The sequence below is a fragment of the Streptomyces sp. NPDC052236 genome (assembly GCF_044548015.1).
Taxonomy (GTDB): domain Bacteria; phylum Actinomycetota; class Actinomycetes; order Streptomycetales; family Streptomycetaceae; genus Streptomyces.
This window is the reverse complement of sequence record NZ_JBIUBL010000050.1, coordinates 1-23770: the sequence shown is the minus strand read 5'-3', so window position 1 is coordinate 23770 and position 23770 is coordinate 1. Positions and strand designations below refer to the sequence as shown.

Sequence of the window (23770 nt, the reverse complement as noted above, 5' to 3'; positions counted from 1 at the left end):
TCTTCTGTTCAGAACGGGCCCTAACATTGGCCCATGTCCAATAAGTCGTTACGAGTTGAACTGTGCCCGCTCACCCTCGCCGACCAGGATGAGCTCTGCTCGCTCGTGAGGGCCAGCACCGAGCTCCATTTGCCGTGGATGCAGCTGCCCGCGACCGCGGAGGAGTTCCAGGGCTGGATGCGCCGCTTTAGCGAGGGCACCAACCGGGGCTTTGTGATCCGCGTTCAGGAGACCGGTGCAGCTGCTGGCATGGTCAACATCAACTCGATCATCCGGGGCCGTTACCAGGGCGCGTCCCTCGGCTATGCGGCTTTCGCCCCGTCTGCGGGGCGGGGTTACATGGCCGAAGGGCTCACCGTCGCCTTGCAGCACGCCTTCAACGACCTGCGGCTCCACCGGCTGGAGGCGAACATTCAGCCAGCAAACAAGGCGTCTTTGGCCTTGATCCAGCGCCTGGGTTTTCGTTACGAAGGCCTGTCGCCCGCCTATCTCTATATCGACGGGGCCTGGCGCGACCACGAACGTTGGTCCATCACCGCACCATCTCCATGGACGCCCGATCCTTCCCTTCCCGAGGTCTAGGCATTTCTTCTGCGGTCACAGCCATTCGTTGATGGCGGCGATGGTTACGGAGTGGCTTCGTAGTGGGCGGCGAGTTTGATGCCCCTATGGATGTCAACACGCTGATGCCGCAGTGCGCTTGGGTGGGTTGATCGTCTGGTAGATCTCTCGTGCGACGTAGCGTTTGAGGCAGCGGATGGCTTCACGGCGGGTCTTGCCCTGCGCAACACGACGCTCCACGTAGTCGCGGGTGCGGGCATCCCAGCGCAAGCGGGCCAGGACGATGGTGTGGAGCGCGGAGTTGGCCTGGCGGTCGCCGCCTCGGTTGAGCCTGCGTCGCTGGGTCTTACCCGAGAATGCCTCTACCGGGCTGACGCCGCAGAGTGTGGCGAAGGATGACTCGCTGCCCATCCGGTCCGGGTTGTCGCCGGCTGCTATCAGCAAGGCGGCGGCGGTGTCCGGGCCGACGCCGTAGCGGTCCAGCAGCTGTGGTGCGCAGACGGTGATTGCGCTGGTGATCCGCGCGGTGAGGTCGTTGATCTCCTCGGTGAGATGCTGGATGCGCCTGGCCAGAAGCCGAAGTGTGTGGCGGGCCGCCGCCGGCGGAGCAGTGTCGTCGGCGGCTGCCAGCTCGGAGCACTTCCGGATGAGTTTTGGATTGCTCAAGCCACTCAGTGCCTCGGACGAACCGGGCTGCCAGGGGCAAAACCGGCCCCCTTGTCCAGCCGACGACCCGAAGGCCGGCCCCGGAAGCCGACCCCTTGTCCGGGTGCGCCGCCCGGCCGCGCACGCCGCGTTTTCCCTTGGCCTGCCTCGCTACCCGCCACCGTCAGACTGCGGCCCAGGGGTGCTCCTGCACGCTGCTCCTTCGAAACGATCGCCCCGACCGGGGCAGCGAAGGAGACGAGACGATGACGACCACCCACCCGAGGGCCGGGCTGCGGCACCGCTCGGAACGGCGAATCAGCAGGAGCAGTCGCAGCAGGTGCAGCAGTCACCGCAATTGCCGCAATTGCCGCAGTCGCACTTCTGGCAGGAGCCTTCGCGCTTCTTTCGGGACCAGGGGCCCTCGTACTCTTCGGCGCAGCAGAGCTTGCAGGTGCAGCACAGTCCGACGAAGGCGGCGCAGCCGGCCCAGAAGCCACGCTTGCCCGGCCTGGGGGGCTGCTGCCCGAATTGCGGTGGGCCGGGCGGCAACCCACCGGGGCCGCCGGGACTGCCGCCGCCGTACGGGTTGTCGGAGCCGTACGGGCCTGGTCCGTACGGACCGCCCTGGCCGCCCTGGTACGGACCGCCCTGGTACGGGTTCTGCGGCGCGCTCCCGTGCCCCTGGTGTGCGCAGGTCGTCGTTCCGAAGGCCCGGTTCACCGAGTTCCGCAGCTCGTGGACCAGCAGCACATGCACCAGTTTGTCGTCCACGAACCGGGCGTCGCGCAGCGCGAGCCGCACCCCGTGCACCGCGTCGTCGGCGAGCCGGCGCGCCTCCGTCAGTGAGGTGGAGGTGGCGGTGAGAGGGTTGAAGGCACCCGACGCAGCGTCAGCTTCCCTGTCCTCCACCGCGTCCAGCAGATGCGCCAGACGCCCGAAGAACCTGCCCGCCTCGGCCAGCGGCGCGCTGTTCTCCGGCCGCCCGGCGAGTACGGCGGTGTACGCGAAGGCAGCCGCGGTCGCCGTCTCGGTCGGCTCGGTGACGGTCCGCAGCAGGGTGCCGGGCCCGGCCAGCGCCTCGATCCCGGCCTGCCGGTCGACCGCGTCGAGCAGCACCGCCGTGTCGAAGCCAAGCCGCGCGCCGCTACGCGCCCCGGCCCGGTCCCAGCCCGCGGCGACCCGCCGCGCCGCTGCCGCCACCGGCTTGCGGGCCAACACCCCGTCCCGGTCGGCGACGTGGTCGCGCACCTTCGCCGACGCCAGCACCAGCGAGACGGCCGCGGCCAGGCGCGCGCCCTCGCCCCGGGCAACGGGCGCGGTGCGCATGGCGCGCAGCGGACAGGGGCCCGCGGTGCGCCGCGAAGCCGCGGTGCGCTCGGTCTGAGCCTCCGTCAGCACGGAGACGATCAGGCCGTCGTAGTTGGTGACGACCCTGGCGAACTGACCGTGGTCGGAACGGAGTGCCAGGCAGAGCCCGCAGAGATGAGCCATCCATTCCGTCTTCAGCCCGTCGGTGAGCCGGTGGGTGCATGGCCTGACTATTCCGAACACGACGGTCCCCCGAGAGTCGTTCGACAGTGTGACCCGGATCGTATCGAGTGATCCGTTCACCCATACGTCCGCCGTGATTACCCGTCCGGGCCGAGTCCGGCCCGACTTTCATATTTTGGCTGGCTCATGGCCCGTGCACACCGGAAGGCCGGCCTGTGGCGGGCAAGCCGAAGTGGGCTCCTTGGGTGCCCACTTCGGAGGGCACTTGGGGACCCCCTTTGGTGCCCGACACCCGGGGCAGGGGAAAAACCCCTTGTCAGGCCGGGAAGCGGCGCGAAAACTGCGCCGTCACAACCCTCTTCTCTCCTCCTGATGTCCGTATGGGAGGAGAGCATCGGGTTCCGGGGGGCCCGGACGCCCTCCCAGGCCGGGCGCGGCCACAGCGGCGGTCGGCCGGCGGCCGGTCGCGAGTGACGAGGGAGCAGAGCTGATGGCGGGGAAGCGGAAGACCAACCTGGCGGGGTCGACGAACGGGTTCCGCGGTGACGTGCTGCGGGTGCTCGGAGTGCTGAAGGTGGCCACGGCTGATCAGATCCAGCGGATCGGCGCTCCGCACCTGAGCTTTAGGCACACCGACAAGAAGACCCCGTCCGAGCAGAAGACCGCCCGCACCGCCTCGCACACCGGCGCGCTCTCCGACATGCGCAAGCACGGCCTCGCCGAGAACGGCGGCTCCACCGAGACGGGGGAGAGGCTGCGGAACCTGACCCTCAAGGGCCTGGAGGCTGCCTCCTACGAGCTGCGGCGCCCGGTGACGGAGATGGGCTCCACCGCACGCGGCGCGGGCTCCAGCGGGGCCTCCCACCCGATGGCCGTCAACGAGACCGTGATTTCGATGCTGCGCCCGAAGCCGAACATGGCCAAGCTCGCCGACGACCCGGCCGAAGTCCGGGGCGCCGCCCAGGCCGCCGTCGACGCCCCCGGAGGGGGCGGCAGCATCGCCTCGTACTGGACCGAGGTCCCGCTGCCCGCCACCGGCACCTGGAACGCGCCCGGCAAGGGCGGCGCCCAGGCCGACGTCGTCCTCACCGCCCCGCAGGACAGGGTGCCGCTGCTGTTCATCGAGGTCGACAACTGCCACGAGACCGCGGAGGAGCTCGCCGACAAGCTGGAGAAGTACGCCCGGTTCTTCCGTCGGAAGATGAAGGACACCGACGGCAAGGAGCGCCCGATGTGGCGCACTCGCTGGACCGCTCCGGCCACTTGGTCCGGCGATGCGACGCACCCGCCCGTGCTGCTGGTGTTCAACCACATTGGCGAGCGCAACCCCAACCGCACGATCCCGCGCCTGCAAGAGCTCACCCGTCACCTGTGGCAGGGGGAGCGGCAGAAGGGCGGCTACCACCACTACGACGGGAGGATCCCGATCATCGCGGTCGGACTGCGCAATCTCCGCGAGCACGGACCGACCGGCGCCGTGTTCGCCCGCTTCGGCCGCACTCACCCGCAGCCGCTCCGGGAGGCGATCGGCAACCCCCGCCGCGAAGCGGCCGACGCCCGCCAGGCAGAGGAGTACCGGGCACGCCAGGAGGAGTACAAGGCACAGGTACGGCGGGCGGCGCAGGAGCAGGCGGCGAAGAAGGCAGCCGAGCGAGAGGCCCGCCGTCCCGTCTGCACCGGCTGCGGGGCGAAGTTCACCGACGAACGGTGGGAGGCAGCCCAGGCGACGGACTGGGGCACCCCGGAGGACTCCCACCCGAAGCTCTGCGACGACTGCAAGGACCAGGCCGTGAGCGCCGCAGGGCAGGACCAGGTCGACAACGAGCACCAGGAGCAGCGGGACCAGGCCGTGCCCGAGCAGAAGGCCGGCGGCTGGTTCTCGCGTCTGCGCACCTGACGCGGGCAAGCCCAAGGCGACCCTGGGCAAGCCCGCGTTGTCGGTGGTGGCTGGAAGGCTGCCCGCTGGACGGTCTGCTGCTCGACATCACCGGCTGGACAGCTGAGGAGATCCAGACCGGCGTCGCGTTGATGACCGAGCTCGGGCAGTTCGGCCCTGGCGGCCGGGCTCTGTACGACCCGCGCCCCGGCGAGCGGAACCGCTGGGACTGGTCGGGCGACACACCCTGAACGTGGCGCGCCACGATCGGCAGCGGCGACCGGTCACCTCGTCTACACGGGTCTGCCCGCCGTTCTCGCTCTGGGACACTGAGGGCCACCATTTCAGCGGCGGGGAGCGAGCGCATGGCGGCGAAGAAGGATCCGGCGAAGTTGGTGCGTCAGGCCCGCGACCTGATCGAGGAGTTCAACCGCGTGGTGCTGGACGACGCGAAGGACCTGTCGGCGCCTCTGTCGGAAGCCACCCAGGCGCTGAAGTCGTTGGTCGACCGGCTTCCGCAGGCGTTCGAGCAGACTGCCGACGTCCTGGAGATGCTGGCCGCCAACGACAAGATCACGATGGAGCAGGGCCGCGACCCGAAGGCCGAAGTGGTCACGACTGCCGGAGAGCTTCGGGCCGTCGCGGCTGACAGCGAGCAGTTGGCGAAGAGCCTGTCCCACCCTGCCTCGGCCCTGTTCCTCATGGGAGGTCGCTAGTGCGGTGACCACAAACGATCACCGGGTTGGTCACGCGGCCCGGGACTGAGAGCGACCCCGCCGGCGGTGTCGTTCACGCCGTACCCGGGCACGTTCCCGACGCTGCGCGGCCAGCACATCCGGGTGCCGGTTGTTCGCGTTGCGCCACCGCAGATACGCGTGCAACTCCCGCCCTCGCCCTCCCCGCCGGCCGAACTATGATTCGGCCTCGGGCTTCCAAAATTCTTGGAGAGTACGCATGAGCGATGTGAGCACCGGCACCGGCAAAGTGGTCGTGAACAGGGCGATGTCGCTGGACGGCTTCATCGCCGGTCCTGGCCACGCGATGGACTGGATCGCCGAGTACCTGACTGCGGACGTGTTCCCGGAGGTCATGGCGGCCACAGGCGCCATGCTCGTCGGCCGGGGCACGTACGAGGTCGCCAAGCGTATGGCCGACCAGGACACCACCTACGACGGGGGAGCACAGTTCGTCCTCACCCACGAGCCTCCCGACGAACCGGACCCTACCGTCACGTTCCTCACCTGTGGACTTGAGGAAGCCGTTGCCACGGCACGCAGCGCCGCGGGCGGCAAGAACCTGGAGATCCTCGGTGCCGACGTGGCCGCCCAGTGCCTGCAGCGGGGGCTCGTCGACGAGATCCTGGTGTATGTACTACCGGTGCTACTCGGCGACGGTGTCCGCTTCTCGCCCTCAAGCCTCGACAGGATCGACCTGGAACCTTTCAGCAACACCCAGTCGGGCGCCGTCACGATGCTCCGGTTCCGCGTGCGAAAGTAGGCGCGGCCCTCAAGCAGCTAGTGCGTTGACCACGGACGTTCGCCGGGTCTGATCAGGCGGCGGTGGGCCGTGGGCGTCCCCAGCGTTGTTGGCGTTCGCTGCGGACCTTGGCGCGTTCGCGACGTTGGGCGGCCAGGACGTCGGGGTGGCGGGCATTGGCGTTGCGCCACCGCAGGTAGTCCTGGAGTTTCCGGGAGGCCACGGTGTGGTTGGGGTGGTCGGAGCCGCCCATGACGAAGTTGCGTAAGGGCCCGAACTGGGCCTCGATCGGGTTGGCCCACGACGCGCTCGTCGGCGTCAGGCACAGCTCGACCTTGTTCTTCTTCGCCCAGGTCCGGATCGGCGGGGTCTTGTTCGCCGACAGGTTGTCCATGATCACGTAGATGGGGGCGCCGTCGGGGCGGGCGGACCGGATCGACTTCAGTGCGGCGAGGCTGTGGTCGCCGCCTTTGCGGCGGCGGGTCACGCCCCACAGCTGGTCGTCGCCGAGGGAGTAGCAACCGTGGAAGTACCGGATGCCGTGGGTGCGGTGATAGGTGGCCGGCAGCCGGTCCGGTTTCCTCTCCTGGGCCCAGCTGGAGCCGTGGCAGTGGCGGATCGACAGCGGTCCGAACTGGTCGAAGGCGAAACACCGGTCCGGAAAACGGCTGGTCACGTACTCGATGCGGTCGAGTTGGCGTCCTTGTCGGGATCTTTGGACTCCTTCCAGGTACGGGTCCGCTGGAAGGAAATCCCATGCTCGTGCAAGATCTGCCGCAGCCGTTCCCGGCCGATCTTCACCGCCCGGACCGGGTTGTCCGCCAGGTGGTCGGCGAGTTTGCGCAGGCTCCAGTGCGTGAAGGGGCGTCCCAGCCGGGCTGGGCGGGTCCTGGCCGTCGCGACGATGAACTCGCGCTCGTCATCGCTGATCAGGCGGGGACGGCCTCCCGCCCACTGAGGGTCCAGCGCGGCCAGGCCCCTCGCGTTGAAGGCGTGGATCACGTCCCGGACGGTGTCCTCATGCGCGGCAACCAACCGCGCGATCGCCGTCACAGGGGTCCCCGACGCCGACGCCATAACGATCAACGCCCGGCGGACCCGCACGGACTCGTGTCTGCCCCGCCGGACGATCTGCTGCAGCTTCCGGCCCTCTTCATTGGTCAACCGCCGTGCTCTGACCGGCTCTGCCATTTCGACCTCACCCTCAACAGCGACCACGTTGCCATCGAGAGTGAGGCCGACAGAACCCCGTGCCGCGAATACTGACCCGCGTGTCACCAGACCCGGCCAACGTTCGTGGCCAACGCACTAGACATGTCCGACCTGCCGTCGCCCAAAGAGATCGAAGCCGCCCGCACAGATAAGGGCGCATGGACGCGTGACCAGCTCGCCGCCTGGGGTGTCCCGTGGCCTCCGCCCAAGGGGTGGAAGGACGAGCTGACCGAGCGCTGGAAGGCTGCGCACCAGGACGGCACACCGCCGCACCGCCCGGCTCCGGCCGACTTCGCACAGGAGACGCTCGACTTCGGCTGACCTGACGACAGCGGGGTGCTGTGGGACGTGCCTGCCAGTGGCCACGTCTGTCCCGGCGCTGACCGCACGGTTCCCCAGGCGGTGCGGCCGCCGGAAGAAGGAATCTCCTCAGTCGACTCAGGGGGCACCGACGGTTACCTGACTCGTGGTGAGTGCGGCGACAACAGTGGCGCTATCAGTGGCGCTCACCGAACGTAACTACTCCCATATGTGCAGGTCAGATGTTGTGGTGAGTGCTCCGGGCGGGCTGACTTCCCCTGTTCTCCGCCTTTTCCACTGACTGAAGGTGATGAGGGTGGTGAGGGAGCGGCGCCGGTCAGGGGAGGGACCGCCGCTGCGCTCGGGCTACCTGATGCGGCAGGAGCGCCAGTGCGCCCGCTGCGTGTGATCGCTCCGCGCTGCTCCAGCCGCTTCAGTTGATAGGCGACCGAGGACGGGCTCGACAGGCCGACGCATCGGCCGATCTCCCGGACGCTGGGCGCCTGGCCGTGGTCGGCGATCCACTCCCGGATACAGGCCAGGATGCGTTCCTGCCGCTCGGTGAGGTGATTCATCACGTCACCTCTGCCACTTCGCGGGTGCGGGCGCGGGCCTGGCGGCGCAGTTCCACCCGTGCCGCCGGTGACCGGCCGGGCCCGGTGGACCAGAAGGGATGCCAGACGATCTGGCAGGAGAGCAGCCGCAGGCGGCGGCGCAGCGCCGTGGTGTGAACCGGCTGCTCGGTGAGTGCTTCGTACGTGCGGTTCCAGTCGCGTTGGGCCTGCACCAGGTCGCGGGGGAAGAAGATATGCGCCATGGCCAGAATTCCATCACGTGTTCGAATTGCGCGCCCATTCGGACACTACGACCGACTTCTCCGGAGGACTGGGCGCGCCAGTTGGCCACTCCGGTGCTCAGTGGGCGGAGATCATCTCTTCAGTCGAGGATCGCTGTGGCTTCGATCTCGACCAGATGGTCGGGGACGTCCAGTGCCGCAACGCCCAGCAGCGTGGCCGGCGGGACCGGGGTGACCCCCAGCTTCGCGGTCGCCCGGGAGATCCCCTCCAGGAGCAGGGGCATCTTGTCGGGGGTCCAGTCGACGACGTAGAAGGTCAGCTTCGCCACGTCGTCGAAGGAGCCACCGGCCTCGGCCAGGGCGATTCCGATGTTGAGGTAGCACTGCTCGACCTGCGCGGCGAGGTCGCCTTCGCCAACCGTGGCCCCCTCGGCATCCCAGGCAACCTGCCCGGCGATGAACACCATCTTCGACCCGGATGCGATCGACACTTGCCGGTAGACATCGATCTTGGGCAATCCGCCGGGGTTTACCAGGGTGATGGCCATGCTGCCTGCCTCCTCGTCCTGAGCGCCCGTGGGCTCGCGTCCACCCAGCCATGACGCTCTCGGTCTCTTGTGGTTACTCAGGAACCATAGGAGAGTGGCCGCTGACATGGAAGAACGCACTTTTCAGTGACTGGGGAACCTAATGGTGACCAAGCAGTTCAGGGGCTCACCCGAGGAAGCAGACCTGACGCGCGCGGATTCCTTGGCGCGGGAGATCTTCTCCGACGTCGCCAACAAGTGGGCGTTCCTGATCATCGAGGCTCTCGGTGAACGCACCCTGCGCTTCAGTGAGTTGCGGAACAAGATCGAGGGCATCAGCCACAAGATGCTCACCCAGAACCTGCGCATGCTGGAGCGCAACGGCCTGGTCGAGCGGAGGGTGTACCCCACCGTGCCGCCGCGGGTCGAGTACACCCTCACCGAGGCGGGCCAAGCCCTACGGGCAACGGTCGATGGAATGTGCGACTGGACCCACCAGTACCTCGGTCACATCGAGGACGCCCGCCACCGCTTCGACGCCTGACGGGTGGAGCGCCGGCGTCGGTACGCGAACGCGTCGCTACTCCTGCGGCCAACTGCGATGCCCAGAGTGGCCAACTTGCGTGCTCAGCCACAGGAGGTCCACGTACAGCCGCGTCTTCACCCCCGGCTCGCCAGGCACCCGCCGCACCCCCGCGCTGCCGGACGTCGCCCACCGCCGGTCCAGCTCGGCTACCGCGGCGAGCACGGTCTCTTCGTCGCCAGCGGTGGTATCCAGGACCAGCAGCCCCGGCTCACTGACGTGCTGCGCGTCGATCTTCTCCATGCCCTCATCCGACGCGGCCCCTGCCCGCCCGGTTCGCCGACCCGCCCCATCCCATCCATACGAGCGATACGAGCGAGGGGAGGCATGCCCAGAGGGCGCGGCGCCGGGTCGCGGAGCGTGGAGCGGCGTCGTAGACAGAGGTCAGGAGCTTGGAGAAGACGTTGTGGTGTCCGCGTTGTCGAGCGGCTGTACGGCCATCCCATGGTCGCTGAAGAACGACCTGAGAGGGCCCGGCGAACGGTGGAAGGGAGGCTCTGGTGGTGTTGCGTCCCCCGTTGGAGCCGATGCTCGCCCAGGCCCGCGAGAGCGTTCCCGGGCCGGCCGGGCGTGCTGCCGGGCGGGCTCGCGTTCGAGGCCAAGTTCGACGGCTACCGCGCACTCCTTTTCACCCCCGTGGATTCCGGCGGGCCGGTGCTGCTCCAGTCGCGGCGCGGCTCCCTGATCCAGCGGCACTTCCCCGACCTCGTCACCGCGGCGAAGCAGCTGCCGCACGGCCTGGTCCTGGATGGTGAGCTGGTGGTGTGGGACGGGGAGCGGCTCTCGTACGAGGCGCTGCAGCGCCGCGCCGTATCCGGTAGCCGTGCCGCGCAGCAGCTGGCGGCGGAGATGCCGGCGCACTTCATCGCCTTCGACGTCCTGCCGATCGAGGGTCGGGAGCTGCTGACCGAGCCGTACGAGCGGCGCCGCGCGATCCTGGAGAACCTGTTTCATAGCCGCCAAGGCCCGGCCCCAGCCCCGGGTTTGCGCCTCATGGGTGCGCACCGCCAGGCCGTGCGGCGGGGCTGGCCGTCTTGGACTCCTCGTCGCGCTGCTGGGCTGGTCCAAGTACCTCGTCGGCGCTGCGGGGCTCTGTGCGCGGCTGCTGGTTGAGCTTGTGGCGCTGGATGGAGGAGTGCCGGTAGACCTCTTTGCGGGCCCGCATGATGTTGCCGAGGGGCGCGTGCTCGGCGGCGACCCGCCAGGGTGTGAAGGACAGCGCGTCCATCTTCTCCAGGTTTTCCGGGCCGGAGATGTCCTGCTGCGGCAACCGTAGCTTGGCCACTGTGACGGGCGGCGAGAGCTGCTCGGGCCACTCCACGGTGGTGTCCTCCACCGGCATCCGGGCCAGGTCGGTGCAGAGCTGGACCTGGATGTCGAAGGCGTAGGGGCGCTCCTGCAGTTCGGCTTGCAGGGCCGGCCGGAAGACCTCCGGCGCCGAGGCGGGGTCGATGGTACGCCGGACCACCGCAGCGGCGAAGTCCGGGTCGGGGGTGATGCGCACCTTGGCGATGTAGTCCCCGTGCCTGACCGCGCCCATCGTCCAGTAACTCGACAGCAGCACGTTGACCGGAGGGATCTTCGACAGGCGCACGAAGGCCAGGAACTCGTCCCACGCCCAGTCGTCCTGGTCCAGCGTTCCTTTTCCGGTCACGAACTCGGTGAAGAAACGGTGCGCGCCGGGTCGGCCCTGGGAGAAGTAGGCCGACGCGTTCAGGAACAGTTCCTGGATGAACAGGTAGTGCTCGACTGTGTTGCAGAAGAAGATCGGTGCGTTGATGTTGGCGTAGTCGAACGTGCCTGTGTCCGGTTCGTCTTCCAGAAGGGTCGGGCCGTCGATGTCGAAGATCTTCAGTGCCAGTCCGGTGGCGCTGCCCAGTCGCGCGTCGGCTCCGGCGTGAGGCGAGCCGTTGGAGAAGCGAATGAGCGCGTCGTGGGTTCCCGGAGTCGCGTAGATGCCTTGGGCGTACTCGGGGGGAAGCCCGTCCAGTATTTCCACCTGTCCTCGGACCAGCCCGTAGCCCTTGGCGTGGGCGTCGCGCAGCGCCTGTCCGGTGCCACCGGCCCTGACTGACTCGGTGATGTAGCTTTCGGTTTTTTCGATCACCGTCTGCAGGTTCTGGTCGAAGTTCGGTTCATCGTCTTCGACGTCCGGCGTGTAGGGGACGAACTGTGCTGCCATGACTTCGACCTCTTCTCGCAGATCGTGGTGGACCTCGGAGGCTGGGGAGTTCCCTCAATCCTCGAGCTCGGCCAGCCAGCGCAGGGCGCGCAGACCCGGCACGAAGCAGTACTCGCCGCCTCGGGTGACCACGAAGCTGGGCAGGTTCCGCAGGCGGCGCCGGACCGGCTTCTCCGGGATGGTGGCGCTGCCGGTTCCGTCGTGATGCCCGGCTACCGGGTCTTTCTCGCCGGGGTAACCGATGAAGTTGCCGTCGTTGACCCACTCGGCCTTGATGAATTCGAACTGTCGTTCCAGGTGCGCGCCGATGAAGACTCCGACCAGGCCCCGGTCGGCGCCGTCGTCCTCCAGCACGCCCTCGGGCAGCGGAGGGCCGTAGGTGGTGCCGCGGCGAATGAGACGGTGCATCCGTGCGTCGCCGATGATGGTGGCATCGCGGGGGTTGTTGCGCCGGATGTGCGCACCGGCGGGACACCGGAGGCCGCGATCGTCGTTCTCCCGGTACAGGAAGTTGTTGACGCGGTGCGGATCTGCCGCAAGCTCCGGGTCGTCGTGCTCCGGCGCCAGCGTCAGCGGCGCTCCGCTGGGCCAGCGGCCGACCATCTTGGCCGCCAGGAGTGCCTCTTCCTGGGCGCTGGAGGTGTTCGCGCGCAGGTATCGGCGCCAGGCCGCCACGTTGGTGTGGATCTTGCGCACGGCCACGTAGGTTCCGTTGCGCCCCAGCACATCGGGGCTGGGCATGGGCGGCAGGTTGCCGGTTTCGTCGGGGTAGCCGAGGATGAACTCGCCGGCCTTGATGGGGACTTCCTGCGGGTTGGAGCCGGGCAGTCCGACGCCCTCGATGTTCGGATGGCTGATGCCGTCGCGGAAGCCGAAGGTGGTGCGCCCGGTCGGGAGCTGGTGAACGTCCTGCTGCCAGATCACCTGGACACCGGGCGTGTCCTGGCAGGCGACACGGGCTTGCTCCAGCTCCTTGTCCAGCTGCGCCGCATCGGAAGACAGGGCGCTCAACGCGATGTGAACATCGCCCGTTCCAAACGGTGTCTCCCAGTGGGCCGGGGCACTGTCGCCCACGTCGCCGATGCGCTCCGCCCGGGCAGCCATGCCCTCACGAAAGGCCCGCGGAAAGCTGTCCAGTGACTCCTGGGGCACGCCCAGGGCCTTGAGCCCCTGGTAGGTGAACGCCACAGCCACCCAGGCGTCCTGGCTCCGGTCCCCGCTGGGCAGACCAGCAGAGGTCAACGGGAGCAGACGCCGCAGCAGGTCGCGTCCGGCGTGGCGGTCATCGACGCGCAGGAAGATGAACTTTCCCTCGTACGGCACCGGCCGTGGACGCAGTGCCCCGCTCTGCACGTCGTCGATCTCGACGACCGTGCCGGCTGTGCTGCTGCTTGCCGCCGTGTTCATGTTCGCTCGTGCCTCCACATCGGTCTCCGCCTGGGCAGCCCTGCAGCGGCCGGCCGGCGTCCGCCGACGCGATCCACCGATGTTGGGTCGGCTCTGAGGGGTGGTTGTGTCCGGGTTCCAGCGCGCCTAGGCCGCGGCTTCCTCCATCAGCTTCTGGAAGGCAGGCGTGGCCAGTAGCTCCGCGTTGGCCGGGTTCTCCAGCGCCGCCCGGAATTCAGGGGTGTCCAGCACCTCCTGGAACGCCTCGTTCACGCGCTGGTCCTTCCAGATCTGCTGAACGGTCAGATCGGGGTACGAGCTGACGAAGACCCCCGCGGGCGCCTGGTGGGCAACGAACCAGTCCTTCACCCCTGGATCGCTGACGCCAGGGAACCCTTCGGTGTGCGAGAAGACCTTGTCGAAGCGGACCCCGACCACCGTCTTGCTGAAGTCGTCGATGTACGTGTCCCAGGAGCCGTCGAAGACGCTGGCGAACATAAATCGGGTGTCGTTGTCGAACATCACGTGCCGTGCGTCGTGCAGGGTGCCGATCTGGCGCAGCGCCGCACGAGCCTCCACGTCAGCCGACCCGCTGGCGAGCGTGGCGAGATCCTCACGCAGAGCATCCGCATGACCCGGCTTGATCTTGGTAAAGACAGTGAACTCGCTACACACCCCATCCCTCATGCCTGGGCGCTCGGGCTGAGCCGACTGGCTCGCACCTGTCGTCGCGGTCATCGTGAGATTCTCCTGCCACTGATCGGTTCAAGGGGCACCAAACGCTCCAACATGAGGCGCCATCGCCCTCACCTTTCAACCCTCACCACACATGCGCCGCCTCGCAACTTGCGCCCTGGGGATGTGGAAAGCAGCCTCGGGTGCCAGCTGGCTGGTCCAGTCCCGGGAAGGCAACAACACGGGTGGCCAGCAGGCCAGGGCCAGGGTGCTCGCCCTCTGAGAAGCTCCCGAGGACAGATCCGGAAAGGCACAGGAAGATGGAATGAAGGTGTCCCGCGTCGCCGTCACGTTCCCGGGCAGCCGCTTCCGCTGGTCGAGAAGCCAGCCGCGTAACAGCTCGCCGCAGCACCCAGGCGCCGTCCCCGCCACACCGTGAGCGGGTCTGAGCGATGAAGGCGCTCAGCAGTCCGGAACGTCCGAACGGCCGCGGGACGGATGCTGCCCGCCGGGGGGTTCGCCGTTCAGAAGGGCCGCTTCCGGGACGGCGGAGACCGCACTGGGGCCCTTCTGCAGGCCCGGGGCACGTCCACGACACCCCTGCGGATGCCCGCCCCGGCGGTCGGGTCACCCACTGCCGCCAAGCCTTGCTCGACCCGATCGCCGCCCTGCCCCCTGGAGGTAACCATGGGCAAAGTTCTCGGTGACGTGCTGGGTCTTGCGGCCGGCGTCGCGATCAGCCCGCTCCCGATCATCGCGATCATCCTCATTCTCGCCACGCCCCGGGGACGTCTCAACGGACTGCTGTTCGCCGTCGGCTGGATCCTGGGACTTTCGGCGCTGGGTGCGGTGATGCTGGTGGTCGCTTCCCCCGCAGGTGCCTCGGCCCACAATCAACCGGCCATCTGGGTGGGAGCTCTCAAGCTCGCTCTGGGTGTGCTCCTGGTCCTCTTCGGTGCCCGGCAGTGGCGCCGGCGTCCGGCGGATCCCTCGCAAGCACAGCTGCCGAAGTGGATGGGCGCCATCGACCGCCTCACGCCGGTCAAGGTCTTCGGACTCGGTGTGGCCCTGGCCGCGCTCAACGCCAAGAACGCCCCGCTGACCATCGCCGCGGGCGCCGCGATCGGTTCAGCCGGACTGCCGGTCGGGCAGCAGGTCGCATCGCTGGCGATCTTCGTCCTGATCGCCACCCTCGGCCTGCTGGCCCCACTGGGAATCTTCCTACTCGGAGGAGAGCGAGCCAAGACCACGCTCGGCAGTTGGAAAGACTGGGCAGCCCAGCACAATGTCGCCGTGATGGCGGTCCTGTTCTTCGTTCTCGGGCTGAAACTGCTCGGAGACGGCATCTCGATCCTCACCTCCTGACAGCCGGGCCCGACTCCCGTACAGCGCGGCTCGGTCGCCCTGATGACCCAGGAGTTCCGCGCCGCCGTCGCCCAGGCCGACGCCTGACCACTCGCCTGCTGCTGCTCCGGAGCTGCAGGCTGCTGCCCGGGCAGTACGCCGGATCTGCGGTGGTGAGTTCGGTGGTGCATGGGTGGGCAGAGGTCGTCTCCGCCCTGGATGTCCACCACACGATGTTCGACTGCGAGAGCCTGATTGACAGCCACCGAGCGCTGCACAAGCAGCCTTGACCGGGCGGCGGCGCCACGACGACGAACAAGGGTGACGACCATGGTGTTCGACAACGTTTTCAACTTCGCGGGCAAGGGTGCGGGGCTCTTCTCCGTAACCACCGACAGCGTCAAGCCGCAGCCGGGGGCAGGCGTCGACTTCGAGGACGCCGACGACGACACATACGACGACAGGAGCACCAGCCTGTTCAACAGCGCGATCCACGGAGCTTCCTCCCACGCGAAGGTGGTCCAGGAACAGTCACCCGAAGCGCGCGCCATCCTGGGCTTCCTCGGCTCCTTCATCCAGACCACCCAGGAATCTGCCGGTGCGCAGGCCCAGTACGCCCAGAATCCCGACTCGGTGTCCGAGGCGGCGTCCGCCCGCATGCAGGAGTCAAGTGCGACGGTGACGAAACACAGCGGCCTCCAGAAAGACGAGGACCTGGAGAACAAGCCGAAGAAGAGCGATTACACCAAGGCCCCGAAGGCCCCGGAGACTCCCAAAGCACCCAAGCCGACCGCCGAGGACCCGTCTGGTTCCAACTGACGCAAGGGTTCCGTGGGGTCAGGGGCGAGGTCACCCCTGACCCCACGTGCGTCACACGGGGAGCAGCTGCCACTGCCGACCTTGGTGGTCGCCGTCCGCCCCGTCCTGCTTGATCGCCGTACGGGCGTTGGTGTCGACTCGCAGCAGCAGACCGCTGTTCCGGTTCGCGATCTCGTACACCCGCGGACTGCCGTTCACCGAGCCCACCGGGATCAGCCTCCACTGCTGGTGGCGTGCGTCAGCACCCTCGTAGGTGCGTTGCGCGACCACCGCCCCGGACGCCTCCTGTGCGCCGACGACCTCCAGGACCTTGCCGCTGCGCACGTTCTCGATCCTGTACAGGACGTCGCCGTTGTCCTGGCCCGCCGCGACCAGTCGCCACCGCTGGTGATCCCTGGGGACGGCGAGCAACTGGTGGATCTCGGCCCCGTCCTTGGTGGACTCACGCACGACCGCCATCCGCAACCTGCTGCGGACGTTGGCCCAGGAGACCACGGTGCCCGACTCGGGCAGCCCGGCCATCCGCGCCGACGCGATCTTCCGAACCCGGTGGTTGAGGTGGTCGGCGATGTAGAGGGTGTTGACGCAGTCCACAGCGAGCCCGAACGGGTTCTTCAGCTGGGCTGAGGCGGCCGGGCCGTCGTCACCGCTGAAGCCCGCGGTGCCCGTGCCGGCGACCGTGCTGATCTTCCCGTCCGCCGTGACCTTCCGGACCCGGTGATTGCTGTAGTCGGCGATGTAGAGGTCGCCCGCGCCATCCACCGCCACTGTGTGCGGGCCATTCAGCTGGGCTGAAAGCGCTGGGCCGCCGTCTCCCGCGAAGCCCCCGGCCCCGGTCCCCGCGACCGTACTGATCTTCCCATCGGTCGTGATCTTTCGGATCCGGTGGTTGCCGTGGTCGGTGATGTGGAGGACACCGGTGCTGTCCACTGCCACCCCCAACGGGGTGTGCAACCGGGCGGCGGTGGCGGGGCCGTCGTCACCGCTGAAGCCCGCAGTGCCCGCGCCGGCGACCGTGCTGATCTTCCCATCGGTCGTGATCTTTCGGACCCTGTGGTTGTTGGTATCGGTGATGTAAACGGAGCCTGCGCTGTCGACTGCCACCGCACGCGGGTAGTTCAGCTGGGCCGAGACGGCAGGGCCATTGTCCCCGCTGAATCCCGCAGCCCCGGTCCCCGCGACCGTGCTGATCTTCCGGACCCGGTGGTTGTAGAAGTCGGAGAAGTACAGAGTGCCGGTGCTGTCCACCGCAATCCCGTACGGACGGTTCAACTGGGCCGTAACGGCAGGCTCGTTGTCCCCCTTGAACCCCTCAGCCCCGGTCCCCGCGACCGTGCTGATCGGAGGGGCGGATTGCTCACCACCTGTGGCTGCCGCTTGGGCAGTGCTCATCGTCATCCCTTCACCGTTCACTGAGCGCCCACCACAGAGGGTTGTTGTAGGTCTGCCAGTTCTGGCCAGGTGCCGTACTGCCTGCACCGGTCATGTTCGGCATGGTCCTCTTGGTCGGGCAGGGAACGTCTCCGGCGATCACACACAAAGCAACCGTGCCGCCGGAGGCGCGCTGCTCCCATGCTGGAGGCCAGCGGTCCCCCGTCCGGGCCTGCGGCGGGCAAACCCATCCATCAAGTGATCCGGTAGCACTGCCCAGCAGACCGGCGCATGCCAGCGTCGGCACGCACCGGCACGCGACAGACGGACGTGTGCGCCTGTGCCCCGGCGTGCGCACCAGGGTGCGGCACGGAGAGCAGCTCGGTAGCACCGCCCACCCGTCGCTTCCCCGATGCATTCGGGCGGCCCACGGCTCGCTCGGCCAGAACGGCGCGCTCGGCGTCATCGATGGCGAGCTGCCGGCGCAACTTCGTCGCCCACCAGTCCGCCAGGTACCGGCAGCGGTACGCCTCGGTACGGCGGCAGCCGCGGTAAGGGAGGTGAGCTGGCCCGCCCGTTCATGGGACCGTGGACCGCCGCCCACCGCACTGCGCCAGCACCGTCATAACTTTCTCGTCAGCGGCAGCCTGCCCCGACCCTTGCCAACTGGGCTGCTTCGTCACAGGCGTCCTGGTGGGCGGCGGCGCCCGGCCGCTACGTTCCCCTGGACCTGGTGATCGAAGGGGAGGGCCAAGAGATGAGCGAGCGGGGCGCGTTATGGGGTCTGCGGGTCTTGATGTGGGTGGTGATCGCGGTCGAGGTGCCGGTGTACCTGGTGTGGCTGGTCCAGGTCGGCCACCAGGCCGGGCAGGAGCTGCCCCGCGGCGACGTCGCGCGGTGGGCGCCGCCCGTCCTTCTGCCGCCGGCGGCCGTGCTGTTCTGCCTGATGGCGGGCTGGACATGGTGGATGAGCGTGGTGGCCCGCACCCGTTCACCGCTGCGAGAACGATGGATCGTCGCGTCGCTGGTGTTCGTGGCCGTCAGCTCGGTGTTCTGCGGGGTGGCCTCGGTCGACGACCCGTCGGTGTCGGTGGGCCTGTTGAGCGCCACCGTGACCGGGCTCGGCATGACCTGGCTGTTCTTCATCCCGGCCGCCTGCTCCCGCCAGCTGCCCGATGTCATCCGTCGGCGTTCCAATCCGGCGCCCGGCGAGCCGTCCTGACACCTGCTGCCTGTTCCGGCCTGCATCGCCCGCCTACGACGTGGGGCCCTCACCGCCCGCGTCACGCCACGACTGGATTACCTCGTTCTCAGCCGCCCCAGACCGGGCTCTGGGCGCCGCAGGAGCAGAGCCGGGCCCCGGGTGAGCAGTTCCTCCTCCCGCTGTCCCCAGCGGTCCAGGAGCTCCGTGTAGGCCCGGGGCAGAAGCCAGGTCTGGCCGGACCAGGTCAGCAGTCGCAGCGGCCGGGTGCTGGCGATGTTCTGCGAGTGCCGGTGCCTGCTGGCGGCCGCGACGAACTCCTCCCAGGTCAGATCGCCCGGCAGTCCGTTCGCTCCGATTTCCCTCCAGGTGTCGTCCCACTCTTCGTAAGGGCGCCCCTCCTGGGCTTTGTAGCGGGCCTGGTTGAACATCCACGACACCAGCTGTCGCCGCCAGTCAGGACGGCTCCACTCCTCCGGGTCGCGTTCCGGGATGTCGCGGTACGGGGGGCAGCTCCACGTCCACAACGTCGTCCAGGTCCAGGCGCAGCTCCGCGAACGAACGTCCGGCGCGGCGGATCTCCCGTTCGTCGTACTTCCAGCGCACCTTGTGCTTGTAGCAGCACAGGGCTATGTCGCCGAAGAAGACGTGACCGTGCTGTCGCAGGCCCGGCATGTGGAGGAGCTCGTCAGGTCCAGTGGCACCGTGGCGCTCTGCGTCAGGTCCGTGAAGAGGGAGTGCGCGTACTCCCGGCTGATGGGCATGACCGGATGGTGACAGCGGGGTCTGACAACGCCCTTCCCGCATCCGCACGCGTGAGCGGTTTCCCGTACGGGCATGCGAAGCCAGCCCCGAGGCGAGCCTACCGAGATGGTTCGGGCCCTTACTCGCGTATCCGCGGGGTCGGATGTTCCTGCACGCGTTGCCCTGTCCAACGATGCTGAGGTGCCCCGTCACCCGCTGGGCACCTGTGGCGGTTCAATGCGGGGAAGCCGTCTGCCAGCTGCTCCAGTGCGCCTACGATGCAGTCGTGCGGAACACCAAGGCGTTCAAGGAAGCCGTTGCCCAGACGCTCTCCGAGCTGGCCCACCGCGGGGTGACCCTCGCGCCGGCGACCGTGGCGGAGACCATCGAGCAGCAGATCACCACCGTGTCCGAGCGGCTCGGCATCCAGGTGCGTTCCGCCTGGCGCTACTTCGATGCCAAGGCCACGGCCGACCGCCTCGCGCAGAGCTTGTCCTCCTATGAGGAGAGCAGCAGCGAGAAGGACGTCGGGCAGGCCCCGATGCCGCCGATCGACAACCCCGAACTCGCCCTGGTCCTCGCCGGTGTGCCGGACTCCCTGGCCCAGACCGGCGGCGACCTGTACGCGGTCATCATCAACGTTGCGGTCAACGCCTGGATGGCCGGCCACATCCACGGCGAGGACGGCTGTACTGGATGCGACGGCAGCCGCGGCCCGGCCGGGCACGACTGGGAAGCCCGGATGCGCACCATTAACGAGATGCAGCCGAACATCACCAAGTGGTTCGACCGCGACGTGTGGACCGCCGCCGTCAACGACACCGGCTTCACCGTCACCCGCCGCTGACCCGCCGCTCAGCTCTCGCCGAAGCCCTGGTCGAAGCCCTTGAGCACGGGGTCCAGCTCAAGAGCGGCGCCGCAAAGGGAACAGAGTCGGGTGCCGGGGTGCTGCGCATCTCGCAGCGCACCGTCGAACGGTACGTGAAGGACCAGATCAAAAAGCCCCGCGCCGACCTCGCCGCGTGCCTGGAGCGCGAGGTGAAGAAGCGGTGGCAGCCGCAGATCCGCGCCAAGGCCCGGCAGAAGGCAGCAACGACCGGTGGCATCGTCGTCGACACCCGCGCCCGCGTGGGCTACACCGCGCCGATCGGGTCGACGGACCAGGACCGCATCCGGCACCTGACCGTCGCCCTGCCGCCCCGCTACGCCGCCCGTCTCTTCGACGCCCAGGAGGCCGGCGCCACCGACCAGCAGCTCCAGGAGATCGCCGCCGAAGCGCTCAAGGAGGTGTACTTCCAGGACGGCGGCCGCCGCGCCGGAAGCCTGGAGGAGGTGCGGTTCACGGACATCGAGCACCTCGAGTTCGACCTGTAGAGGCCGCGTCCCGAACAGCCCGCGAGCCCCGGACCGATGCGGTCCGGGGCTCGCCCGCGCACGGACCCGATGCCGACGCCCAACGAGGCGTAGGCCTTCCGGAGGAATCTTTCGCGGGATCTACCACGCAACAGCCGGGCCGGGGCGATTCTTGACCGGAGCAACGACGGTGAGCCGCTTCTCCGGAACGCTGCGCACCACCGACACCGAGGGAGAGACAGATGGGGCGGGTCAAGGCACGCAAGGGGGAGACGTCGGGTGTACGCCCGGCTCGTGTCGGAGAAGGCGACGCGGTCCGGACCCTACTCGCGGAAGTGGCCCGGGATGAACAGGACCGGATGCAGCTGGCGGCGTCCTGTCATCTCCTCGACAGCGGGGTCGACACGGCCCGGTACGCCGAGCCGTTCCGCCTCCTGGTCTTCGAGCGGCGCCGCACACTGCTGGGCGCCGTGCTGGTCCAGGGCGGCAACCTCGGTTCGAAGCCGGGCGACGACTTGGCCGACCTGAAAGCACACCAGAACCTATATGCCCAGCAGGTTGGCATGCAGCGCAAGATGTTCGACCGGGTCAACGCGGTCAGCGCGCACTTGGCCTTTATGGCTGTGGCATCCGCCTCCCGCGGGTAGGGCATCGGCCGGCAGCTGGTCCGTGCAGCCGCCGACATCGAGCGTCGGCGCGGCCGCCGGATGCTGACCGGCTACGTATGGGACGCCGATCTGGCGCACACGTACGAGAGGTGGGGGTTCATCGTCTCCCCGGCGGAGATGGCCGCGTTCTTCCTGCGGGAGAAGGTCGGCAACCTGTACGCGCCCTCCGCTGCCGCGCTCAACCTGACGGAGGGCTCCCGCCTGATCGTGCTGCCGCTCGTTCCAGAGGTGCGCGCCTACGACATCGGGACGGCAGATCAGCCATTCCCGGCGGTGGTCGGTGTCGAGGAGCCGTTCGATCCCACACACCTGGACACGCCGGAGGAGCTCACCAAAGTCAAGGAACGCATCGAGGCCCTCGTTCAGCAGCAGATGACCCTGTACGGGCCGGAACGCGCCCGCGCCATGTTCGATGCCTTCCTGGGCCAGTCCCGTAGCTGAGGAGTTCCGACCGTGGCCGCGCCCGGATCCCCGTACGGCCGTCAGTCGCCACCGCGGTCGAAGCCCCAGAGCACGGGATCGAGTTCGGCCGCAGCGCCGCACAGGGAACACAGCCGGACACCTGGGTGCTCGGCAGCGTCCAGCGCCTTCTCCAGGGTCAGCACCGGTACCCCGGCCGGAGCCTCTGCGCAGTCGACGGCGTGCACGACACCCCGGCCGGGCCCGCGGCCGGGGGCCTTCGCCAGTACCCAGCCGGACGGGCGGCGGGGCCCCAGCGCCTCCTGAACGGGTGAGGCTGACGGCAGGTACTCGGTGGGCACCGCCTCGTACCGGACGCCGTCCACGGGGCGTACGTGCTGCGGGGCGCGTACCCAGACCCGGTACTCGGCAGGTTCCACACTGTCGCCGGGGCCGTTTCGGTACGCGGGGAGGCCGACCTGGTACAGCCAGCCGTCGCGCAGCTGGCGCCGGGACCACAGGTGCGCGACGACTTCCTGATCCCCGGGCAGCAGCACCCGGATGGGCACCGGCACCGGCTCGGGGTTCGAGGACGTTCGTCATGCCTCCCACCGTACGGACGGACACCGACAGCACCCGCCCCCATCTGCGGAGATCCCGGAATCTGTCCACAGGAGATCCGTGGTCTCTGGAGGCGTGAGCGATCACGAGCAGTAGTAGCCGGCCCCGCGCCGCGGCAAGGTCCTGGAAGCCCTTGTGCCGGCGGAACGCGAGGCGGGCGGCGCGTTCAGTCGTGCAGGTTCGGAAGGCTGGGGTGGAGGTAGCGCCAGTCCAGGGCGATGTTGCGCAGGGCTTCGGTGACCGCGCCCGGGAGATCGCCGGTGGCTACGAGGTCGTCGCGCAGGTAGTCGCTGCCTCGCCTGAGTTTTTCGTTGCCGGTCCGGTCACCGAGGAAGTCCGTATTGATCAGCTCCTCCAGCGACTTCCGGTCGTCTGGCTCGCCGGAGGCGATGTGCACCCAAATTTTTCTGCCTTCTCGAAAGTTGTTGATCTGAACCAGGCGACGCCATCGAAGATCGCTGATTCGAAGTCGGCGTCCGCTTTGAACGTCGCATCCAGGAATCCGGCATTGTTCTCGAAGACCGTCGAACTGAAATCGGCGTACCCCTTGAAGGTCACCTTTGTGAATTCAGCTCCGCCTTCAAAAGTGGCCTTCTTGAACCAGGCGGCGCCATTAAAGGTCACTGATTCAAAGTAGGCGAGCACCTTGAACGTCGCGTTCAGGAATCCGACGTCGCTTTTGAACGTCGCCTCGCGGAATGTGGTGTCGCCTTCGAAGGTTGCGTCGGCGAACCAGCCCAGACCATGGAAGATCGCCGACTCGAAGTCTGTGTAGCCCTGAAGGGTCACCTTCGGGAAAGTCGCATCGCCTTCAAAAGTCGCCCCTTTAAAAGAGGTGTCGCCTTCAAAGGCGGCGTTGTCAAATCCGGCGTTCCTTTCGAAGTTTACTGCGTCGAAGGCGGCGACCGCTTTGAAGGTCGCCTCACTGAAATCGGCATCGCGTTCGAAGACCGCCTCTCGGAGCCCGGCATTGTTCTCGAACGTCGCCTCCCTAAAACAGCCCTCGCCCCTGAAGCTCGCCGACTTGAATTCGGCATGACCCTTGAAGGTTGCCTCGCCAAACCCGGCGTCGCCCTGGAAGGTTGCCTTGCTAAGACCGTGTCCTATGTGGTGAGGTGAATGAGTCGTTTGTAGCAGCAGAGTGCGGCGGCGAGGCCGAGGAAGGCCAGGTAGTTGCGGGAATGGCGTTCGTAGCGGGGGCTGAGTCGGCGGTAGCCGGTCAACCAGGACATCGTGCGCTCAATCACCCACCGGTGTCGGCCTAATCGTTCACTGGACTCGATGCCTTTGCGGGCGATGCGGACGCCGATGCGTTTGCCGCGGAGCCATCTGCGCAGGTCGGGTATGTCGTAGGCCTTATCGGCGTGCAGTTTGCGGGGCTTGTAGTACCAGCCGTTTTCGGGGTCGTGTCTCGATTGGAGACGGCCACCATGGGCTTCAGTCCGTGGCTGTCGTGGGTGTTGCCGGCGGAGACACCGACCACGAGGGGCAGTCCGGACCGGTCGGACAGAACATGCATTTTGGAGCCGGGTTTGCC

29 protein-coding genes and 4 pseudogenes are annotated in these 23770 nt (G+C 68.0%); 15 read left to right on the top strand and 18 right to left on the bottom strand.

What is annotated here, in order from left to right; genetic code table 11:
* Positions 1 to 33: 33 nt before the first annotated feature.
* Positions 34 to 582, top strand: coding sequence for a GNAT family N-acetyltransferase (locus ACIHCQ_RS42710; protein WP_399674481.1), 549 nt, complete (start codon positions 34 to 36; stop codon positions 580 to 582).
* A 93-nt stretch (positions 583 to 675) separates the two neighbouring features.
* On the opposite strand, the gene ACIHCQ_RS42705 is transcribed toward ACIHCQ_RS42710, so the two are convergent.
* A complete protein-coding gene (locus ACIHCQ_RS42705; protein WP_399674479.1) occupies positions 676 to 1227 on the bottom strand; it encodes a transposase in 552 nt (183 codons plus the stop codon).
* Positions 1228 to 1524: 297 nt separating this feature from the next.
* Positions 1525 to 2760, bottom strand: a complete 1236-nt coding sequence (locus ACIHCQ_RS42700; protein WP_399674477.1) for a DUF5685 family protein — start codon at positions 2758 to 2760, stop codon at positions 1525 to 1527.
* A gap of 430 nt (positions 2761 to 3190) precedes the next feature.
* On the opposite strand from ACIHCQ_RS42700, the gene ACIHCQ_RS42695 reads away from it, so the two are divergent.
* From ACIHCQ_RS42695 to ACIHCQ_RS42685, 3 genes are all read left to right on the top strand, one after another.
* Entirely contained in the window at positions 3191 to 4597 is a 1407-nt protein-coding gene (locus ACIHCQ_RS42695) for a replication-relaxation family protein (RefSeq protein WP_399674476.1), read from the top strand.
* Positions 4594 to 4827, top strand: a complete 234-nt coding sequence (locus ACIHCQ_RS42690) for a hypothetical protein (RefSeq protein WP_399674504.1) — start codon at positions 4594 to 4596, stop codon at positions 4825 to 4827. The genes ACIHCQ_RS42695 and ACIHCQ_RS42690 overlap by 4 nt, the downstream gene beginning before the upstream one ends.
* Positions 4828 to 4941: 114 nt before the next feature.
* Positions 4942 to 5292 (top strand): hypothetical protein, encoded by a 351-nt coding sequence (locus tag ACIHCQ_RS42685; RefSeq protein ID WP_399674475.1) that lies wholly within the window; start codon positions 4942 to 4944, stop codon positions 5290 to 5292.
* Between the two features lie 30 nt (positions 5293 to 5322).
* Here the strand turns inward: ACIHCQ_RS42685 and ACIHCQ_RS42680 are convergent.
* A pseudogene (locus ACIHCQ_RS42680) lies at positions 5323 to 5463 on the bottom strand (IS630 family transposase); the annotation flags it as partial.
* Between the two features lie 67 nt (positions 5464 to 5530).
* Here ACIHCQ_RS42680 and ACIHCQ_RS42675 point away from each other — a divergent pair.
* Positions 5531 to 6073, top strand: a complete 543-nt coding sequence (locus tag ACIHCQ_RS42675) for a dihydrofolate reductase family protein (RefSeq protein ID WP_351460168.1) — start codon at positions 5531 to 5533, stop codon at positions 6071 to 6073.
* 52 nt (positions 6074 to 6125) lie between these two features.
* Here ACIHCQ_RS42675 and ACIHCQ_RS42670 read toward each other — a convergent pair.
* A pseudogene (locus ACIHCQ_RS42670) lies at positions 6126 to 7243 on the bottom strand (IS630 family transposase).
* Between the two features lie 123 nt (positions 7244 to 7366).
* On the opposite strand from ACIHCQ_RS42670, the gene ACIHCQ_RS42665 reads away from it, so the two are divergent.
* Positions 7367 to 7585 (top strand): hypothetical protein, encoded by a 219-nt coding sequence (locus ACIHCQ_RS42665; RefSeq protein WP_399674473.1) that lies wholly within the window; start codon positions 7367 to 7369, stop codon positions 7583 to 7585.
* 185 nt (positions 7586 to 7770) lie between these two features.
* Here ACIHCQ_RS42665 and ACIHCQ_RS42660 read toward each other — a convergent pair whose 3' ends face one another.
* The 3 genes from ACIHCQ_RS42660 to ACIHCQ_RS42650 all read right to left on the bottom strand — a co-directional run bounded on the left by ACIHCQ_RS42660 (position 7771) and on the right by ACIHCQ_RS42650 (position 8908).
* Positions 7771 to 8139, bottom strand: a complete 369-nt coding sequence (locus ACIHCQ_RS42660) for a LexA family protein (protein WP_399674472.1) — start codon at positions 8137 to 8139, stop codon at positions 7771 to 7773.
* On the bottom strand, positions 8139 to 8381 hold the full coding sequence (locus tag ACIHCQ_RS42655) for a hypothetical protein (protein ID WP_399674471.1): 243 nt from the start codon (positions 8379 to 8381) through the stop codon (positions 8139 to 8141). The genes ACIHCQ_RS42660 and ACIHCQ_RS42655 overlap by 1 nt, the downstream gene beginning before the upstream one ends.
* A 119-nt stretch (positions 8382 to 8500) precedes the next feature.
* Positions 8501 to 8908, bottom strand: a complete 408-nt coding sequence (locus tag ACIHCQ_RS42650) for a RidA family protein (protein WP_399674470.1) — start codon at positions 8906 to 8908, stop codon at positions 8501 to 8503.
* A gap of 142 nt (positions 8909 to 9050) precedes the next feature.
* Between ACIHCQ_RS42650 and ACIHCQ_RS42645 the strand changes: the two genes are divergently transcribed.
* Positions 9051 to 9431: a winged helix-turn-helix transcriptional regulator gene (locus ACIHCQ_RS42645; protein WP_399674467.1), complete on the top strand. Its 381-nt coding sequence runs from the start codon at positions 9051 to 9053 to the stop codon at positions 9429 to 9431.
* A 36-nt stretch (positions 9432 to 9467) separates the two neighbouring features.
* On the opposite strand, the gene ACIHCQ_RS42640 is transcribed toward ACIHCQ_RS42645, so the two are convergent.
* Entirely contained in the window at positions 9468 to 9713 is a 246-nt protein-coding gene (locus ACIHCQ_RS42640; RefSeq protein ID WP_399674466.1) for a DUF6207 family protein, read from the bottom strand.
* Between the two features lie 84 nt (positions 9714 to 9797).
* On the opposite strand from ACIHCQ_RS42640, the pseudogene ACIHCQ_RS42635 reads away from it, so the two are divergent.
* A pseudogene (locus ACIHCQ_RS42635) lies at positions 9798 to 10373 on the top strand (hypothetical protein); the annotation flags it as partial.
* Between the two features lie 88 nt (positions 10374 to 10461).
* Here the strand turns inward: ACIHCQ_RS42635 and ACIHCQ_RS42630 are convergent.
* The 3 genes from ACIHCQ_RS42630 to ACIHCQ_RS42620 all read right to left on the bottom strand — a co-directional run bounded on the left by ACIHCQ_RS42630 (position 10462) and on the right by ACIHCQ_RS42620 (position 13776).
* Positions 10462 to 11652: a catalase family protein gene (locus tag ACIHCQ_RS42630; RefSeq protein ID WP_399674465.1), complete on the bottom strand. Its 1191-nt coding sequence runs from the start codon at positions 11650 to 11652 to the stop codon at positions 10462 to 10464.
* Positions 11653 to 11706: 54 nt separating this feature from the next.
* Positions 11707 to 13059, bottom strand: coding sequence for a Dyp-type peroxidase (locus ACIHCQ_RS42625; RefSeq protein ID WP_399674464.1), 1353 nt, complete (start codon positions 13057 to 13059; stop codon positions 11707 to 11709).
* A gap of 126 nt (positions 13060 to 13185) precedes the next feature.
* Positions 13186 to 13776, bottom strand: a complete 591-nt coding sequence (locus ACIHCQ_RS42620; RefSeq protein ID WP_399674462.1) for a hypothetical protein — start codon at positions 13774 to 13776, stop codon at positions 13186 to 13188.
* 624 nt (positions 13777 to 14400) lie between these two features.
* Here ACIHCQ_RS42620 and ACIHCQ_RS42615 point away from each other — a divergent pair.
* Positions 14401 to 15078, top strand: a complete 678-nt coding sequence (locus tag ACIHCQ_RS42615) for a GAP family protein (protein WP_399674460.1) — start codon at positions 14401 to 14403, stop codon at positions 15076 to 15078.
* A gap of 309 nt (positions 15079 to 15387) precedes the next feature.
* Positions 15388 to 15876, top strand: coding sequence for a hypothetical protein (locus ACIHCQ_RS42610; RefSeq protein ID WP_399674458.1), 489 nt, complete (start codon positions 15388 to 15390; stop codon positions 15874 to 15876).
* Between the two features lie 51 nt (positions 15877 to 15927).
* On the opposite strand, the gene ACIHCQ_RS42605 is transcribed toward ACIHCQ_RS42610, so the two are convergent.
* Positions 15928 to 17268: an RICIN domain-containing protein gene (locus tag ACIHCQ_RS42605; protein ID WP_399674456.1), complete on the bottom strand. Its 1341-nt coding sequence runs from the start codon at positions 17266 to 17268 to the stop codon at positions 15928 to 15930.
* Positions 17269 to 18004: 736 nt separating this feature from the next.
* On the opposite strand from ACIHCQ_RS42605, the gene ACIHCQ_RS42600 reads away from it, so the two are divergent.
* Entirely contained in the window at positions 18005 to 18469 is a 465-nt protein-coding gene (locus tag ACIHCQ_RS42600; protein WP_399674455.1) for a hypothetical protein, read from the top strand.
* A 77-nt stretch (positions 18470 to 18546) separates the two neighbouring features.
* Here the strand turns inward: ACIHCQ_RS42600 and ACIHCQ_RS42595 are convergent, their stop codons facing one another.
* Together ACIHCQ_RS42595 and ACIHCQ_RS42590 are read right to left on the bottom strand one after the other, a co-directional pair.
* Positions 18547 to 18879 carry a hypothetical protein gene (locus ACIHCQ_RS42595; RefSeq protein WP_399674453.1) on the bottom strand — a complete coding sequence of 111 codons (333 nt, stop codon included), beginning with the start codon at positions 18877 to 18879 and terminating at the stop codon, positions 18547 to 18549.
* A 25-nt stretch (positions 18880 to 18904) separates the two neighbouring features.
* Positions 18905 to 19123 (bottom strand): hypothetical protein, encoded by a 219-nt coding sequence (locus ACIHCQ_RS42590; RefSeq protein ID WP_399674452.1) that lies wholly within the window; start codon positions 19121 to 19123, stop codon positions 18905 to 18907.
* A gap of 355 nt (positions 19124 to 19478) precedes the next feature.
* On the opposite strand from ACIHCQ_RS42590, the gene ACIHCQ_RS42585 reads away from it, so the two are divergent.
* The 4 genes from ACIHCQ_RS42585 to ACIHCQ_RS42570 all read left to right on the top strand — a co-directional run bounded on the left by ACIHCQ_RS42585 (position 19479) and on the right by ACIHCQ_RS42570 (position 21654).
* Entirely contained in the window at positions 19479 to 20039 is a 561-nt protein-coding gene (locus tag ACIHCQ_RS42585) for a hypothetical protein (protein WP_399674450.1), read from the top strand.
* 26 nt (positions 20040 to 20065) lie between these two features.
* Positions 20066 to 20566 (top strand): telomere-protecting terminal protein Tpg, encoded by a 501-nt coding sequence (gene tpg / locus ACIHCQ_RS42580; protein ID WP_399674502.1) that lies wholly within the window; start codon positions 20066 to 20068, stop codon positions 20564 to 20566.
* A gap of 221 nt (positions 20567 to 20787) precedes the next feature.
* Entirely contained in the window at positions 20788 to 21192 is a 405-nt protein-coding gene (locus ACIHCQ_RS42575; RefSeq protein WP_399674449.1) for a hypothetical protein, read from the top strand.
* Between the two features lie 60 nt (positions 21193 to 21252).
* Entirely contained in the window at positions 21253 to 21654 is a 402-nt protein-coding gene (locus ACIHCQ_RS42570) for a hypothetical protein (protein ID WP_399674447.1), read from the top strand.
* 41 nt (positions 21655 to 21695) lie between these two features.
* Here the strand turns inward: ACIHCQ_RS42570 and ACIHCQ_RS42565 are convergent, their stop codons facing one another.
* The 4 genes and pseudogenes from ACIHCQ_RS42565 to ACIHCQ_RS42550 all read right to left on the bottom strand — a co-directional run.
* Entirely contained in the window at positions 21696 to 22181 is a 486-nt protein-coding gene (locus tag ACIHCQ_RS42565; RefSeq protein ID WP_399674501.1) for a DUF6233 domain-containing protein, read from the bottom strand.
* Between the two features lie 218 nt (positions 22182 to 22399).
* Complete coding sequence (locus tag ACIHCQ_RS42560; protein ID WP_399674446.1) at positions 22400 to 22630, bottom strand: hypothetical protein; 231 nt, start codon at positions 22628 to 22630, stop codon at positions 22400 to 22402.
* On the bottom strand, positions 22579 to 23340 hold the full coding sequence (locus ACIHCQ_RS42555; RefSeq protein ID WP_399674500.1) for a pentapeptide repeat-containing protein: 762 nt from the start codon (positions 23338 to 23340) through the stop codon (positions 22579 to 22581). The genes ACIHCQ_RS42560 and ACIHCQ_RS42555 overlap by 52 nt, the downstream gene beginning before the upstream one ends.
* A pseudogene (locus ACIHCQ_RS42550) lies at positions 23337 to 23770 on the bottom strand (IS5 family transposase); the annotation flags it as partial. The gene ACIHCQ_RS42555 and the pseudogene ACIHCQ_RS42550, both read right to left, overlap by 4 nt.